This window comes from Phaeobacter sp. NW0010-22, assembly GCF_040365955.1.
In the GTDB taxonomy this organism is placed as follows: domain Bacteria; phylum Pseudomonadota; class Alphaproteobacteria; order Rhodobacterales; family Rhodobacteraceae; genus OMPR01.
The window spans coordinates 26,667-40,170 of the sequence record NZ_BAABWT010000011.1 but is presented as its reverse complement, the minus strand read 5'-3'; the positions used below and the strand labels follow the sequence as shown (position 1 = coordinate 40,170).

Here is a 13,504-nt window from a genome sequence, read left to right as displayed (position 1 = left end):
GCGCTTGGCCCAACGAAAGAAAGAGCACCTTGGGTGCTTTCTCTTTGGACGGGAGGCTTACCCTTCTTTGTGGATTTCCACCGAATGCGGATAGGGGATCGAAATACCTTTTGCATCAAAGGCTTCTTTGACCGCCTTGGTCATTTCGAACTTCAGATCCCAATAGTCAGCGGCAGCACACCAGAGCCGTGCGGTGAGATCGACAGAGCTGTCACCAAGATTAGTGACGCGCACCCAGGGTTCCGGGTCTTTGTGGACCCGCTCATCTGCTGCAGCGATCTCCAGAATAACGGCCATCGCAGCATCCGCGCTGTCACCATAGTCAATACCAAAAACCAGATCGACACGACGGGTTTCATGCGCAGAATAGTTGGTGATGATCGAGCCCCAAGACTGCCCGTTGGGGACAATAATCTGCACATTGTCTGGCGTTACCAGTTCAGTCGTAAACAGGTTGAGATCCTTTACCGTGCCCGATGTGCCGCCAATATCAACAAATTGTCCCAATTTATACGGGCGGAAGACAACCAACATGACACCAGCTGCCAGATCACTCAGCGTACCTTGTAACGCCAAACCAATCGCCAGCGATGCCGCACCCAGAATTGCCACGATGCTTGTCGCTTGAATTCCGAAAATCCCCAACACCGCGACCAACACAATCGCCAAGACAACCCATTTGACCATGCTGGCCAAAAAGTTCCCCAGCGTCGGGTCTATCTGTGGGGTGGCATTGATCCGTCGCCGCACCAATCCACCAATCATGCCTGCAGCGATCCAACCAACAATCAATACCACCAAGGCTTTGATTGCGTTCATCAAGACCGGGGCCATTGCTCCAGTCTCCATCATAAGTTCGTCCACGCGCGTCTCCTATTTCACACTGAATGGTAAGCTGCGCTGTGCCAGCGCATCTGCCTAGCCGAAACCATCGTGCAAATCCGCCCTTTGGTCTAGGTTTTAGTGTCGCGACTGTTCCCCGGACTGTTCATCAAAACACAGGCCCTGCTTAAACCGCGCACAGGCTCCCCCCTATGAACTGATCAGCAATTCCTTACCTTGAGTTCAGCCCAATCAAAGGAACGCGCAATGACCGATTTATCACAATTTCCGATTTCACGCAGATGGCCCGCAAACGACCCCAGCGTTCTCCAACTGTACTCATTCCCCACGCCAAATGGGGTAAAGGCGTCAATCATGCTGGAAGAAGTCGGCCTGCCCTATGAGGCCCACAAGGTCACTCTGTCAGATGTCGATGTGAAAAGCCCCGAATTCCTATCCCTGAACCCCAACAATAAGATCCCCGCGATTATCGACCCCAATGGACCGGATGGAGCCCCCATCGGGATATTCGAAAGTGGCGCTATTCTGCTCTATTTGGGCGAAAAATCCGGACAGTTGATCGGCACAACAGCACGGGAAAAAACCGAAATCACCCAATGGTTGATGTTCCAAATGGGCGGATTGGGCCCCATGCTGGGCCAACTCGGGTTTTTCTACAAATTCGCAGGTGCTGAGATTGAAGACCCCCGCCCGCGTGATCGCTACATTGGCGAAGCAAAGCGATTGCTCGCTGTTCTTGAAGGGCAACTGGCAGATCGTGACTGGATCGCCGGAGAATACTCCATTGCCGATATTGCCATCGGCCCTTGGCTGCGCGGTATCGACTTCTATGGTGCACAAGATGTGCTGGGGTGGGACAACCACCCCAACGTCATTGCATATCTTGATCGCTTTCTCGCACGCCCTGCCGTTCAACGTGGCCTGACGATTCCAGCGCGCGATTAACCCGGAAGCGCGCCAGTCAAAACGTATCGCAAGATTTCCACGACCTGCCGCGGCTCTTCGGCGACTGCCAGTGCCGCGGCATGCACCTCTTTCAGCGCATGTTGATGCTCAGGTGGATTCAGCACGATAATTGATTTACCCAAGGCTGCGGCATATCCCGCATCAAAAGCTGCGTTCCACTGCTTGTACTTTTCGCCAAATCGAACAACCACGACATCCGCATCGGTCAAACCTTTGCGGGTGCGGATCGCATTGACCATCGCCCCTTTGTGGTCATGCCAGTATTTGTTCGGCTCTTGCCCAAGGATGTTCACTCCGCAATCGTCGCTCGCATCATGATCTGTAACCGGGCTGTTGAACGACACATCCAACTCTTTGGCCCCTTCAACGATCTGCTCACGCCAGTCTGAGTGGATTTCTCCTGACAGATATACTTTGAGTGTCATTGCACTTTTCCTCTCTTACGTATCCGTGATGCTGATGGGACGAGACATTTGTATCCGGATATCATCCTGCTGGGTCACGACCCACCCCAATCGGGTGTAAAGCGCCACATTTGAGGGCATAGCAGCATGGGTGGCAAGTCGAATGTGGTGCGCGCCAGCAAGCTTTGCAGCGTCCACACAGGTCCCGATCAAACGCTTGCCCAAACCTAGCCCTGAGAAACCTGGATGCACCGCGACATTGGCCAAATGCCAAATGTCATCTGCAGCAACAACAATCAAACAGCCAACAATGCGCTGACTCGATTCCAAAACCCAAACAAGATTGTTCTGAATATCATCGCCGACGCCCTCAGAAACAGCAGGCAATTTCAACCCTGCGCTCAGATACGGGGCATAGGCCGCGTCGATACAGCGAACGATCCCCGCCGCGTCATCCAAAACAGCACGGCGGAGGATCACACTCATAACATTAGCCGCGCAGAACGCCGCCAGTGGCTTTGGCGACTTTTTCAACGATCTTTGCGCTAACGGCTTCGATGTCTTTTTCTTTCAACGTTTTGTCCGTTGGTTGCAGACGTACGGTGATGGCCAGCGATTTCTTGTCTTCGCCAAGGCTGCCCCCAATGAATTCATCGAAAACACGCACGTTTTCGATCAAAGCTTTGTCCGCCCCAACAGCGGCATTGATCAAGGTCAACGCATCGACCTTCGCATCGACAACAAAGGCGAAATCCCGTTCAACGGCTTGCAAGTCACGCAATTCAAGCGCGCCACGCGACGCCCCGGATTTACGCGGCATAGGAACCTCGTCCGGCCAAATGGTAAAGGCCATAGCCGGGCCTTTGATATCCATTGCGCTCAGCACGCGGGGGTGCAGTTCACCAAAGACACCCATCACCTTTTTTGGGCCAAGGCAGATCTTGCCATGACGTCCCGGATGCCACCAATCCTGCGCACCGCGCAAGATCTGCACTTTGGCAGGGGCACCAATCGCCGCCAGAACGGCCTCGGCATCAGCTTTGGCATCATAGAGATCAACGGGCCGCGATGCACCATGCACATCCTTGGGTCCAGTCCGACCAACCAACAGGCCCGAGATCAGGTTATGCTGCTCACCGGGCTCACCACCGTGGAATGCAGGGCCAACCTCGAACAGAGCCAGATCCATATAGCCACGCGCCTGATTCCGGGCCGCAGCCTGCAACAATCCGGGCAGCAAAGCCGGGCGCATATGTGACATGTCCGAACTGATCGGGTTTGCCAGCATTGTCGCGTCATCCCCACCACCGAACAAAGCAGCGCTGGTCTGATCAATGAAGGAATACGTGACGCATTCATTATAACCCAACGCGGCACAGGTCCGACGCGCAGACACATGACGACGCTGCTGCGGGGTCATCACTGGCTTTGGAATACCATCTGTCAAGCGCGGCAGCGGTTTACCTTCCAGCTTGGTCAGGGATGCAATGCGCGCAACCTCTTCAACCAGATCGGCCTCACCCATAACATCAGGACGCCAGCTGGGCACATGCGCCATGTTCCCTTCCAGACGGAAGCCAAGGCGTGTCAGCGTCTGACGCTGCTCGCTTTCGGGGATATCCATCCCGACCAGAGACCGCACCCGCTCGGCGTCCAACTTGAACGCACGGGCATGGTCAGGCGCTTTGCCAGCCTCGACAACTGCAGAGGCTTCACCGCCACAAATATCCAAGATCATCTGAGTGGCCTGCTCAAGCCCTTCAAGCGTGTATTGCGGATCTACGCCCCGCTCAAACCGATAGCGTGCATCCGAATTGATCTTGAGCGTACGACCGGCGAACGCGATCTGAACATTGTCCCAGAATGCACTTTCAAGGAACACGTTGACCGTTTCCTCGGTACAGCCGGTGTCTGTTCCACCCATGATACCCGCGATGCTCTCCGCACCGCTGTCATCCGAAATCACCATCATGCCGGGCTGCAAAGTGTATTCTTTGTCATCCAGCGCCGTCAGGGTTTCACCCCCTGTCGCGCGATGAACCCGCAGATTTCCGGCCACCTTGTCCGCATCAAACACATGCAAAGGCCGGTTGTGATCATAGGTCATGTAGTTGGTGATATCCACCAACGCAGAAATCGGACGCAGCCCAATCGCCATCAACTGATCCTGCAGCCACTGCGGGCTGGGACCATTGCGAACACCCCGGATCACACGACCCGTGAAATGTGGGCAGCCATCAAGCGTATCTTCGTCAATCGACACTTTGATTGGGCTTTCGAATTCACCCTGCACCGGGGTGTAATCCCGGTCTTTGAGAACCCCCAAACCCCGGGCGGCCAGATCCCGCGCGATCCCCTGCACACCCAATGCGTCAGGGCGATTTGGCGTGATCGCGATGTCAATCATGGTGTCGACTTTGGCCGGGTCATTTTCCACCAGCCAGTCCACAAACCGATCCCCGACCTCACCTGACGGCAGTTCGATGATCCCATCATGTTCTTCGGACAGCTCCAGCTCACGCTCGGACGCCATCATGCCATAGCTTTCGACGCCCCGGATTTTGCCGACACCGATGGTGATATCCAGTCCAGGAACATACATGCCCGGCTTGCACACAACGACGGTGATCCCTTCGCGGGCATTTGGCGCACCACAGATGATCTGCATTTCGCCTTCATCCGTGTCCACCTTGCACACCCGCAGCTTGTCCGCATCGGGGTGTTTCTCGGCATGCTTGACATAGCCCAAGGTAAAATCCTTGAGACGGTCAGCCGGGTTCGAAATTTCTTCGACTTCGAGGCCCAGATCGGTCAGGGTCTCGGCGATCTCATCCACCGATGCATCAGTGTCGAGGTGATCTTTCAGCCAGGAGAGGGTGAATTTCATTGCGTAAAGTCCGCCGCTTGATCTTTGGTCAAAGGAGGCTTTAGCGGATCAGGCGCGCCGAGGAAAGGGCGCTCACCCTTTGCTGTAGAAATACCGGGCTTCTGTGTCCTTCTCGGAACGCGCGCGCGCCCGCACCTCTAAGGATACTGCGGTTTGCGCCCAGCGAGCTCATCCAATTGCCAGCCAATCCAACCATGCGGAATAAAATGGCCACCCGGATGCGTATCAAGGGTAACTTGTCCCTGTGCGCAGCCGGTCCATTCTATACGGGACAGCGTCAAAAAGGGCACCACGCTCCAATCTCCAAGCGGACTGGCGGTAGTGCACCCATATTTCTGACGCCACAAGGAAACCGGATAGGTCGGGTCGCCGCTTGGCCCAAATGGGAAATCCATCACCGTATCGTCCAGACCGTGCACATGGCGTACTTCGCGAGGGGCTTGCGCGCAGTTTTCCGATTGCCGCAACGTGCCAGAGATCGCCAACAAGGCCGCCACATGCTGCCCGCTTTCGCAGACATACCGCCACGCCATCGCACCGCCATACGAATAGCCCGACACGAAGACACGGCTCGGATCAATCGGGTACCGCGCCGCCACATCGGCCAAAACCGCGTTGGCAAAGGCCACATCGTCGGTGTCCGAGCTCCAAAAATTCCAGCTTTTGCCCAGCCCATTTGGCGCTACCAACAGAACCCCACGCGACCGCGACGCCCCCGCAATCCGTTCGTGGCGCACAACAAGATCGCCCTGCCGCGCCCATCCATGGAAATGCAACAGTACTGGCAGCGGTGTTGTCCCGTCCCAATCATCGGGTTCGAGTACATGATAAGACCGATCGCCCAACTCACACGCGGTTTGATTATGGCAATTCCCCGATTTCCACGGCCCCATTGCCGCAACAGAGGACGCCCACAGGAAGGCCACAAAAACGGATATCACAGATTGAATCATGGGCCTGACCCTAGCCACATCGCCCTTGATGTCACCTCACATTCCTGTGGGGATGCGTGAAGTTAATCCTCCGTGACCACAGTGTTTTTCACACCCTCAGCCCCAGCGAAAACCGCAAGAATGCGTACGATACCATCGCCCGTGTTGGTCCCGCTATGGGGTGAGCGAAACGCCTCGACCAACGCATCGCCTTTGCGATAGGTCTTAGAACCCGCCGCGCCGTAATCCACCGTGATTTCCCCGTCGAGGATATATGCCATCAGTGGGACGTCGTGTTCATGCAATCCCGTCACCTGCCCCGGCTGCATCGTCACAATTGCCATGGTGATCTGCGGCGTGCCTGTGGCGTATTCCAGCGGCTCGCCAAGGATCGACGTGCTGGTTTGCAGCAGGACATCCACCGGCGGATAGGTGTCTTTGGCGTGGGCCGTGGAAACGAGGGCAATCAGAACGGCGGCAAGCAAATATTTCAATGTAGTACCTCAGAGCATGAAAGATTTTCGAAAAGATGCCCGGCCGCGCCCCAACAGTCAAAGCGGCACCATCGTCGGGCCGCGGGATGGCGATCCAACAGTCGCACGAAGTGCTTTATGCCTGCCAAGTCAGTCTGTCATAAGATGGAGAATATGCCGTATCAAAATCACCAGCCGGTGCGGGAGGTCTGGCGATAGCCTTCCCAAGACTCTCAGCTTTCGAGAGCAAAATTCAGTTCACCTAACTAAAACTGCTGCGATCGAATTGCATTAATGAGTTTTTGCTGTTGCTGCTTTAGTCCTGCTTCTCTTTTGGACATCACTCGATTCATCGCTTCCGCCAGGTCTGAAACTATTACGTCGCCGTGTTTATCACGGCCTTTCAAAGCCATTATTAACTCCGGAAAATACGCCCAAACATATTCCTTCATGTCCTGAGCTTCGATTAGGATAGACTCGGGCACCAGCAAAGCCAGTTCTGCAAACGCTTTTTGAATTTGCCTTTTAGCTGAGAATATTTCGTCGATATCTTTGTTTACTTCATTAGCGCTACGAGTCTTGAGAGGTCGCAATTTCTCCCCCACTTCTAGCGTCAAATTGACGAAGTTTACACAGGCATGGCGCTGTTCTCTTATTTGCTCCGCTTTTCGATCCAGATTCTTTTGCTTCGCGTAGGCTACCGTTGCGATTTTGTACGCTGCAAAGGCACCAATACCTGCTGCTAGCAGAGGGAAAAGTGGTTCAATAGCTGACACAATCGCAGACAGAGCCTTATAATCACGGCAAATATTCTCGCATGCCGTGATCATTTCAGAGCCATTCAACGCGACAAGCCACCGTGCAGGTTTGGCATATCCAGCGATTGGAACCCGTAATGACGCAACCAGCGCAGGTCGCTGTCAAAGAAGGCGCGCAGATCGGGGATGCCGTATTTCAGCATCGCCAGGCGGTCGATACCGATGCCAAAGGCAAAGCCCTGATACACATCCGGATCGATGCCACCAGCAGCAATCACCTTGGGGTGCACCATGCCAGAGCCGAGGATTTCGAGCCAATCGTCGCCTTCACCGATCTTGAGCGTACCACCCTCCCACGAACAGCGAATGTCGACTTCGGCCGACGGCTCGGTGAAGGGGAAATGCGAGGCGCGGAACCGGAGCTCAACATCATCAACCTCAAAGAACGCTTTTACAAACTCTTCCAGCACCCATTTCAGGTTCGCCATCGAGATGTTCTTGTCCAGCGCCAGACCTTCGACCTGATGGAACATCGGCGTGTGGGTCTGATCATAGTCGGCTCGGTACACGCCGCCCGGACAGATAATGCGGATCGGGGCGCCCATCTTTTCCATCGACCGGATCTGAACCGGCGAGGTGTGGGTGCGCAGCACGTGCGGTGGACGATCGTCGCCCTCGGCACGGTGCATATAGAATGTGTCCATTTCCGCCCGCGCGGGGTGGTGGCCGGGAATGTTCAGCGCGTCGAAGTTGTACCAATCGGTATCAATCCGCGGTCCTTCGGCCACCGAAAACCCCAGTTCGGCAAAGATCGCGGTCAGCTCTTCGCTGGCCTGACTGATCGGGTGCAGAGAGCCCTGACGGCTGGGCCGCGTCGGCAGCGTGACATCTAGCCATTCAGTGCGCAGACGCTCGTCCAGCGCCGCATCTGCAAGACCGGCTTTTTTCGCTGCAAGTGCAGAATTGATTTCATCTTTCAGCGCGTTCAGCGCCGGACCGGCAACCTGCCGCTCTTCGGGGGTCATTTTGCCGAGTTCCCGCATCTTCAGCGCGACCTCACCCTTTTTACCTACGGCCGCAAGGCGGATCGCCTCGAGCGCAGATTCATCGCCTGCATCGGCGATTTGACCCAGATATTTTACCTTAAGATCGTCCATGACGGTCCCCTGATCACGTGTTCCCGCCCTGCTATCACAGCGCCACGCGAAAGCAAGGGGCGCACCGCATTGCAGAGGCCAACCGCGACACCTATGCCGCAGACTGTGCCTCTTAGGCGACGTTCAGCAACCCGGCTGCGTATCCACCGTACACCGGCCGCACCGCTGCCCCATAGGTACCCGATGCGTGGCACAACTCAGGAAACAGTGCAAATATTTCATCCGCTGTTTCTTGCTCCATATGGCTCAGCGCTTCTGCCCCGGGGTAAAAGCTCTCACTCGCCACCCCTTGGGTATGTACGATCTGATGCGCGTCAAAGAGAACATGCACATAGCGCAGCGTATCCATGGGCGCCGCGCAAATGGTGCGGTGATTGATAAGTGATTTGGCCGGAACCAACACTTCTGGCTCTCCAAACAACAGCTCAGCCTGCCACCCTTGAACCAAAACGCGATGGAGCGGTGAAACAAGCAGGTCGCAATGCGCGCCCAGCGTTCCTTCGTTGATCCGCACGGGCGTGAACTGTCCCCGCCCCTTTACGGCGCGGGACCCAACCCAACGCACAGGTTGCGGTCCATTGTCTTGAGTTAGAACCAAATCTCCGGGCGATAAACCTTCGACTCTGCGCGGACCTGAAACGGTATCAATCAAGGTCCCCGCCGTAAAACAAGCAACGCCAGTGTCCCCCGGCGAGACCGTTCCATACGTAAGTTCGGTTGGGTTGGGTTGATTAAATTGCAGAGTTGTCGTGGTCGAATTGGGCCCGACCAGCACCGGAAGGTTGACTGATGTTGCCCCATCGGCGGCTCCACCTACCGCAACGATGTTCTGCGTCCCACCGCCAATGTCATAGAAATCTTCAACGGTATTGGTTGCCGTATTGGTCAATGCATAGGCTTCGTAATTATTGCTGCCACCGCCATCAGGATCTGTTAGCCGAATGTCAAAAAAATCAGCCGAGATCACATAATTCACCTCACCATTATCAGGATCAACAGTCACCTGAACCCAAGGGTGGTCCAACGTGACCTCTATCCCGACGTTGCCATTGGCCTGATAGAACGAAACCGTGAAATTGGCCGGGTCATCTGATGGCCCCAGAGACACCTCAAGGAATTCAGACACACCAGAGCTGTTGGCATAAGCATTTGAATAATGAAGTTCGCTGATACGGGCCATAAACGCACCTAAACCTTACCGTTTTGAGAAAACCTGTGTCGCCTTAAAACATGTTCAAATTGTGGAACCGATGGACCATCAATCAGGCAGATCAGCCGGTACAGGGCTTGCAAGCCCTTACCCCCTGCTGCAGGTTCACGCGTGACACACATAAGGATCAGCGAATGTCTCCGACTGCCCCATCGCGCCCCTGGCTGGTTCTTATCGGATTGGCGTTAGGCGTGTGCGTTACCAACGGGTTTGCACGATTTGCTTACGGGCTAATTCTACCCGCGATGAAAGAAACGCTAAATTGGAGCTATGCCCAAGCCGGCTGGCTAAACACGGCCAACGCCCTTGGCTATGTTGCAGGTGCCGTGATGACCATGGCGTTGATACGCCGGGTATCTCCTTCGCGCTTGTTCAGTATCGGCGTTCTGACAACATCGATCAGCCTGTTTGCAACAGGCCTGGACGAAAGTTTGGTCGCCCAAAGCCTATGGCGGATTTTGGCGGGGCTGTTTGGTGCGATGTCCTTTGTCACGGGCGGGGCACTGGCGGCCTCATTGTTTCAGGATCGCCCACATCACAATGCCTTGGCGATTGCATTTTATTTCGGCGCCGGCGGCGGATTAGGTATCATTCTATGCGGCGCGACGATTCCAATGATGCTGGATCTTTTGGGGCCGCAAAGTTGGACATGGGCTTGGATAGGCATTGGACTGGTCAGTTTCTCTTTTTGCCCACTAAGCGTCTGGGCTGCCGAACAACTCCGCCCACCGACCGGTAAGGCGCCGCCAAAGGCGCGGACACCGATTGCTCGGATGCTGGGGGAAATTGGCGGCTACGCTGGGTTTGGCTTGGGCTATATTGTGTATCTGACATTCCTTGTGGCCTGGATGAAGGAACGCGATGCAAGCGTGGCTATGATTTCACTCACCTGGGTGGCCTTGGGGATCAGCATCACGGTGTCTCCCTTTGTATGGCGCAACATCTTTGCCCGCTTTGCCTCTGGCCTGCCTTTGGCCATGATCCTGACAGGCATCGCCACGGGGTCTGCCCTGCCTATCTTGATCCCCAACACGTTTGGCCTGATGCTCTCTGCGCTGATTTTTGGACTGTCCGTTTTCATGGCGCCGGGTGCGGTCACAAATTTCACCCGACAGAACTTGCCGCAGAGCAGCTGGACCAGTGTCATCAGCTTTTACACCGTGGTTTTTTCAATTTCACAGACCATTGGCCCAATCGGGGCAGGTTGGTTCGGCGATTGGACCGGGGATATTGGCAACAGCCTGCTAGCGGCCTCTGCCTTGTTAATGATTGGTGCTGTTTGTGCTATTTCACAACGCCCCCTAACAGATAGATGATCCACAAAAAAACCGCCCGGAAAATCCGAGCGGTTTCTCTATTCTCTGACTCTCGGGTGAGAGGGCTTAGGCCGCCAGAGCAGCCTGTGCCTGTGCAACGATCGCACCGAACGCGTCGGGCTCGTGTACAGCAAGGTCAGCCAGAACCTTACGGTCCACTTCAATACCGGCCAAGGTCAGACCATTGATGAAACGGCTGTATGTCAGTGCTTCGTCGTGCGAACGCACAGCAGCGTTGATCCGCTGGATCCACAACGCGCGGAAATTCCGCTTACGCTGCTTCCGGTCACGGGTCGCGTACTGGTTCGCTTTGTCAACGGCCTGCGTCGCGACCTTGAAGGTGCTCTTGCGGCGGCCGTAGTAACCTTTGGCGGCTTTGATGATTTTCTTGTGACGGGCGTGGGTAACCACACCACCTTTAACGCGGGACATACTGGTATCTCCTCTTAACGGTCGTAGGGCATGAAGCCCTTGACGATTTTAGCGTCGGGGGCGGAAAGGGTAGTGGTTCCACGTGCATCACGGATGAATTTCTTCGTCCGTTTAATCATGCCGTGACGTTTGCCGGCCTGGCCACCAAGGACCTTACCTGTCGCAGTAATTTTGAAGCGCTTTTTAGCACTCGATTTTGTCTTCATCTTGGGCATTTCCGTCTCCTTATTTCGGGTTCGGTACGGGACGCGACTCGGCATGCCACTTCGGCCGGTCGCGCAATCAGAAGCGCCGTTTACGCATAACTGGGAATACTGGCAAGGGGGTTAGCGAATAATTCGTGCCACAACGTTAAAAAAAACGTCAGGCACTTCAGCTAACTGATACCCACCGGGGTTTGTCTGGACTGCATAAATTATCAATCCACCGGCAATCAACAGCGTAAGAATGGATGCCCTGGGCGCACGATCAGTACTAAATGCAGCCAGCATAGAAGGTATGGATAGCAAGACCAGAACAAGCCCCACAATCAGAGCGATATCAGTATCCATACCCACTTACCCCTATCTGTCAGAGATTAGCTTATCCCGGATCAGTGTTATAAATCAAACGCTCATCACAAGGCGCAATCCGCAGGATATTGGTCGTCCCCGGCACATTGAACGGTACACCGGCGGTGATCACGATCTGATCGGTTTCCGTGGCGAAGCCATCCGCGCGCGCAGCGCGTGCTGCATTCACAACCGCGCCTTTAAAGCGGGTTAATTCTGGCGTCATCACACAATGGCACCCCCAACTCAGGCACAACCGCCGGGCGGTTCCGGTCAAGGACGTCATCGCGATAATCGGCACCCCCGGACGTTCCCGCGCGGTCAACAGGGCCGTGATGCCGCTTTGCGTAAAGCAACAAATCGCTTTGATATCTGTCTTTTCTGCAATTTCACGTGCGGCTGCGACGATCCCATCGGCGATTGTGGTCCCTTTTGCGGTGCGCGATGCGGCGATGATCTGGGCATACGTCGGATCGGCTTCGACTTCGATCGCAACCTGATTCATTGTTCCCACGGCTTCCAGAGGGTAGCTGCCCGCCGCAGATTCCGCGCTCAGCATGATGGCATCTGTTCCCTCATAGATCGCGGTGGCGACATCTGACACCTCTGCACGGGTCGGCATCGGGCTTTCGATCATGCTCTCGAGCATTTGCGTCGCGACTATAACAGGCTTGGCAGCCGCCCGGCACTTACGCACCAACCGCTTTTGGATCGGCGGCACCGCAGAGACCGGCAACTCAACACCCAGATCTCCTCGCGCAACCATAATGCCATCCGATGCGTCCAAAATATCCTCGAACGCATCAACCGCCGAAGGTTTTTCGATTTTTGACAGGATCGCCGCACGCCCGTCAGCCAACGCACGCGCTTCAAAGACATCCTTAGCCCGCTGCACAAAGGACAAGGCCAGCCAATCGACACCCAACTGACACACAAACTCCAGATCCGAGCGGTCTTTTTCAGACAACGCGGCCAAAGGCAAAACAACATCCGGAACATTCACGCCTTTGCGATTGGATATTGCCCCACCGATTTCCACACGGCATTCCGCGAAATCTTCACCACAGGCTTCAACCTCAAGCCGGATCTTACCATCATTGACCAATAGACGTGAGCCAACCTCTAGAGCCTGAAAAATCTCAGGATGAGGCAGGCAAACGCGCGCAACATCTCCGGGGGTTGGATCCAAATCCAGCCGAAATTTTGCACCTTCGACCAAATCTTCTACTTCATTGGCAAAGACCCCGACCCGCAACTTTGGCCCCTGTAAATCCGCAAGGATGGCAATCGGGCTATCCATATCTTTTTCAACCTGACGGATGATACGGTGCTTTTCGCGGATTTCATCCTGCGATCCATGGCTCATATTCAACCGGAAGACATCGGCCCCTGCTTCGTGCAACGCGCGGATCATGTCATAGGTTTCTGACGCGGGACCCAAGGTGGCCACAATCTTGACTTTGCGAAGACGCCGCATGGCTCTGCTCTCCTGAAATTTGTTCTTGTTACCTAGAAATGATCCGCGAGCGAACACTCGTAATTCCCATTCCTCGATAACTGCCTTACACCTATGAA

The 13,504-nt window shown here is 55.1% G+C and carries 15 protein-coding genes; 2 read left to right on the top strand and 13 right to left on the bottom strand.

The window, feature by feature from the left end; genetic code table 11:
* Window positions 1-57: 57 nt before the first annotated feature.
* Window positions 58-852 carry a mechanosensitive ion channel family protein gene (locus tag ABWV33_RS20330; protein ID WP_502930928.1) on the bottom strand — a complete coding sequence of 265 codons (795 nt, stop codon included), beginning with the start codon at window positions 850-852 and terminating at the stop codon, window positions 58-60.
* A gap of 237 nt (window positions 853-1,089) precedes the next feature.
* Between ABWV33_RS20330 and ABWV33_RS20325 the strand changes: the two genes are divergently transcribed.
* Window positions 1,090-1,788 carry a glutathione S-transferase family protein gene (locus ABWV33_RS20325; protein ID WP_353333413.1) on the top strand — a complete coding sequence of 233 codons (699 nt, stop codon included), beginning with the start codon at window positions 1,090-1,092 and terminating at the stop codon, window positions 1,786-1,788.
* On the opposite strand, the gene ABWV33_RS20320 is transcribed toward ABWV33_RS20325, so the two are convergent.
* The 8 genes from ABWV33_RS20320 to ABWV33_RS20285 form a co-directional block, all read right to left on the bottom strand.
* Window positions 1,785-2,234 (bottom strand): YtoQ family protein, encoded by a 450-nt coding sequence (locus ABWV33_RS20320; RefSeq protein ID WP_113825596.1) that lies wholly within the window; start codon window positions 2,232-2,234, stop codon window positions 1,785-1,787. The two genes, ABWV33_RS20325 and ABWV33_RS20320, sit on opposite strands and share 4 nt — an antisense overlap.
* Before the next feature lie 15 nt (window positions 2,235-2,249).
* Window positions 2,250-2,699: a GNAT family N-acetyltransferase gene (locus ABWV33_RS20315; protein WP_353333411.1), complete on the bottom strand. Its 450-nt coding sequence runs from the start codon at window positions 2,697-2,699 to the stop codon at window positions 2,250-2,252.
* 4 nt (window positions 2,700-2,703) lie between these two features.
* Entirely contained in the window at window positions 2,704-5,100 is a 2,397-nt protein-coding gene (gene pheT / locus ABWV33_RS20310; RefSeq protein WP_353333409.1) for a phenylalanine--tRNA ligase subunit beta, read from the bottom strand.
* Between the two features lie 137 nt (window positions 5,101-5,237).
* Window positions 5,238-6,053 carry a CE1 family esterase gene (locus tag ABWV33_RS20305; RefSeq protein WP_353333407.1) on the bottom strand — a complete coding sequence of 272 codons (816 nt, stop codon included), beginning with the start codon at window positions 6,051-6,053 and terminating at the stop codon, window positions 5,238-5,240.
* A gap of 62 nt (window positions 6,054-6,115) precedes the next feature.
* Window positions 6,116-6,526 carry a cupin domain-containing protein gene (locus tag ABWV33_RS20300; RefSeq protein ID WP_353333405.1) on the bottom strand — a complete coding sequence of 137 codons (411 nt, stop codon included), beginning with the start codon at window positions 6,524-6,526 and terminating at the stop codon, window positions 6,116-6,118.
* 245 nt (window positions 6,527-6,771) lie between these two features.
* A complete protein-coding gene (locus ABWV33_RS20295) occupies window positions 6,772-7,335 on the bottom strand; it encodes a hypothetical protein (protein ID WP_353333403.1) in 564 nt (187 codons plus the stop codon).
* Window positions 7,336-7,346: 11 nt separating this feature from the next.
* Entirely contained in the window at window positions 7,347-8,420 is a 1,074-nt protein-coding gene (pheS, locus tag ABWV33_RS20290) for a phenylalanine--tRNA ligase subunit alpha (RefSeq protein WP_353333401.1), read from the bottom strand.
* A gap of 112 nt (window positions 8,421-8,532) precedes the next feature.
* On the bottom strand, window positions 8,533-9,600 hold the full coding sequence (locus ABWV33_RS20285; RefSeq protein WP_353333399.1) for a Hint domain-containing protein: 1,068 nt from the start codon (window positions 9,598-9,600) through the stop codon (window positions 8,533-8,535).
* Between the two features lie 164 nt (window positions 9,601-9,764).
* On the opposite strand from ABWV33_RS20285, the gene ABWV33_RS20280 reads away from it, so the two are divergent.
* On the top strand, window positions 9,765-10,946 hold the full coding sequence (locus ABWV33_RS20280; RefSeq protein WP_353333397.1) for a YbfB/YjiJ family MFS transporter: 1,182 nt from the start codon (window positions 9,765-9,767) through the stop codon (window positions 10,944-10,946).
* A gap of 66 nt (window positions 10,947-11,012) precedes the next feature.
* Here ABWV33_RS20280 and rplT read toward each other — a convergent pair whose 3' ends face one another.
* The 4 genes from rplT to pyk all read right to left on the bottom strand — a co-directional run bounded on the left by rplT (window position 11,013) and on the right by pyk (window position 13,406).
* Entirely contained in the window at window positions 11,013-11,378 is a 366-nt protein-coding gene (gene rplT, locus ABWV33_RS20275; RefSeq protein WP_113825587.1) for a 50S ribosomal protein L20, read from the bottom strand.
* 14 nt (window positions 11,379-11,392) lie between these two features.
* Entirely contained in the window at window positions 11,393-11,593 is a 201-nt protein-coding gene (gene rpmI / locus ABWV33_RS20270) for a 50S ribosomal protein L35 (RefSeq protein ID WP_113825586.1), read from the bottom strand.
* A 111-nt stretch (window positions 11,594-11,704) separates the two neighbouring features.
* Window positions 11,705-11,929, bottom strand: a complete 225-nt coding sequence (locus tag ABWV33_RS20265) for a hypothetical protein (RefSeq protein WP_113825585.1) — start codon at window positions 11,927-11,929, stop codon at window positions 11,705-11,707.
* Between the two features lie 31 nt (window positions 11,930-11,960).
* Window positions 11,961-13,406, bottom strand: coding sequence for a pyruvate kinase (gene pyk, locus ABWV33_RS20260; RefSeq protein ID WP_353333394.1), 1,446 nt, complete (start codon window positions 13,404-13,406; stop codon window positions 11,961-11,963).
* Window positions 13,407-13,504: the final 98 nt, after the last annotated feature.

What these genes read in the sequence shown, in the direction of transcription:
- rplT (WP_113825587.1), bottom strand. Translation starts at nt 11,378, where the DNA reads ATGTCCCGCGTTAAAGGTGGTGTGGTTACCCACGCCCGTCACAAGAAA.
- pheT (WP_353333409.1), bottom strand. Translation starts at nt 5,100, where the DNA reads ATGAAATTCACCCTCTCCTGGCTGAAAGATCACCTCGACACTGATGCA.
- ABWV33_RS20285 (WP_353333399.1), bottom strand. Translation starts at nt 9,600, where the DNA reads ATGGCCCGTATCAGCGAACTTCATTATTCAAATGCTTATGCCAACAGC.
- pheS (WP_353333401.1), bottom strand. Translation starts at nt 8,420, where the DNA reads ATGGACGATCTTAAGGTAAAATATCTGGGTCAAATCGCCGATGCAGGC.
- rpmI (WP_113825586.1), bottom strand. Translation starts at nt 11,593, where the DNA reads ATGCCCAAGATGAAGACAAAATCGAGTGCTAAAAAGCGCTTCAAAATT.
- ABWV33_RS20295 (WP_353333403.1), bottom strand. Translation starts at nt 7,335, where the DNA reads ATGATCACGGCATGCGAGAATATTTGCCGTGATTATAAGGCTCTGTCT.
- ABWV33_RS20330 (WP_502930928.1), bottom strand. Translation starts at nt 852, where the DNA reads ATGATGGAGACTGGAGCAATGGCCCCGGTCTTGATGAACGCAATCAAA.
- ABWV33_RS20305 (WP_353333407.1), bottom strand. Translation starts at nt 6,053, where the DNA reads ATGATTCAATCTGTGATATCCGTTTTTGTGGCCTTCCTGTGGGCGTCC.
- ABWV33_RS20280 (WP_353333397.1), top strand. Translation starts at nt 9,765, where the DNA reads ATGTCTCCGACTGCCCCATCGCGCCCCTGGCTGGTTCTTATCGGATTG.
- pyk (WP_353333394.1), bottom strand. Translation starts at nt 13,406, where the DNA reads ATGCGGCGTCTTCGCAAAGTCAAGATTGTGGCCACCTTGGGTCCCGCG.
- ABWV33_RS20315 (WP_353333411.1), bottom strand. Translation starts at nt 2,699, where the DNA reads ATGAGTGTGATCCTCCGCCGTGCTGTTTTGGATGACGCGGCGGGGATC.
- ABWV33_RS20265 (WP_113825585.1), bottom strand. Translation starts at nt 11,929, where the DNA reads ATGGATACTGATATCGCTCTGATTGTGGGGCTTGTTCTGGTCTTGCTA.
- ABWV33_RS20320 (WP_113825596.1), bottom strand. Translation starts at nt 2,234, where the DNA reads ATGACACTCAAAGTATATCTGTCAGGAGAAATCCACTCAGACTGGCGT.
- ABWV33_RS20325 (WP_353333413.1), top strand. Translation starts at nt 1,090, where the DNA reads ATGACCGATTTATCACAATTTCCGATTTCACGCAGATGGCCCGCAAAC.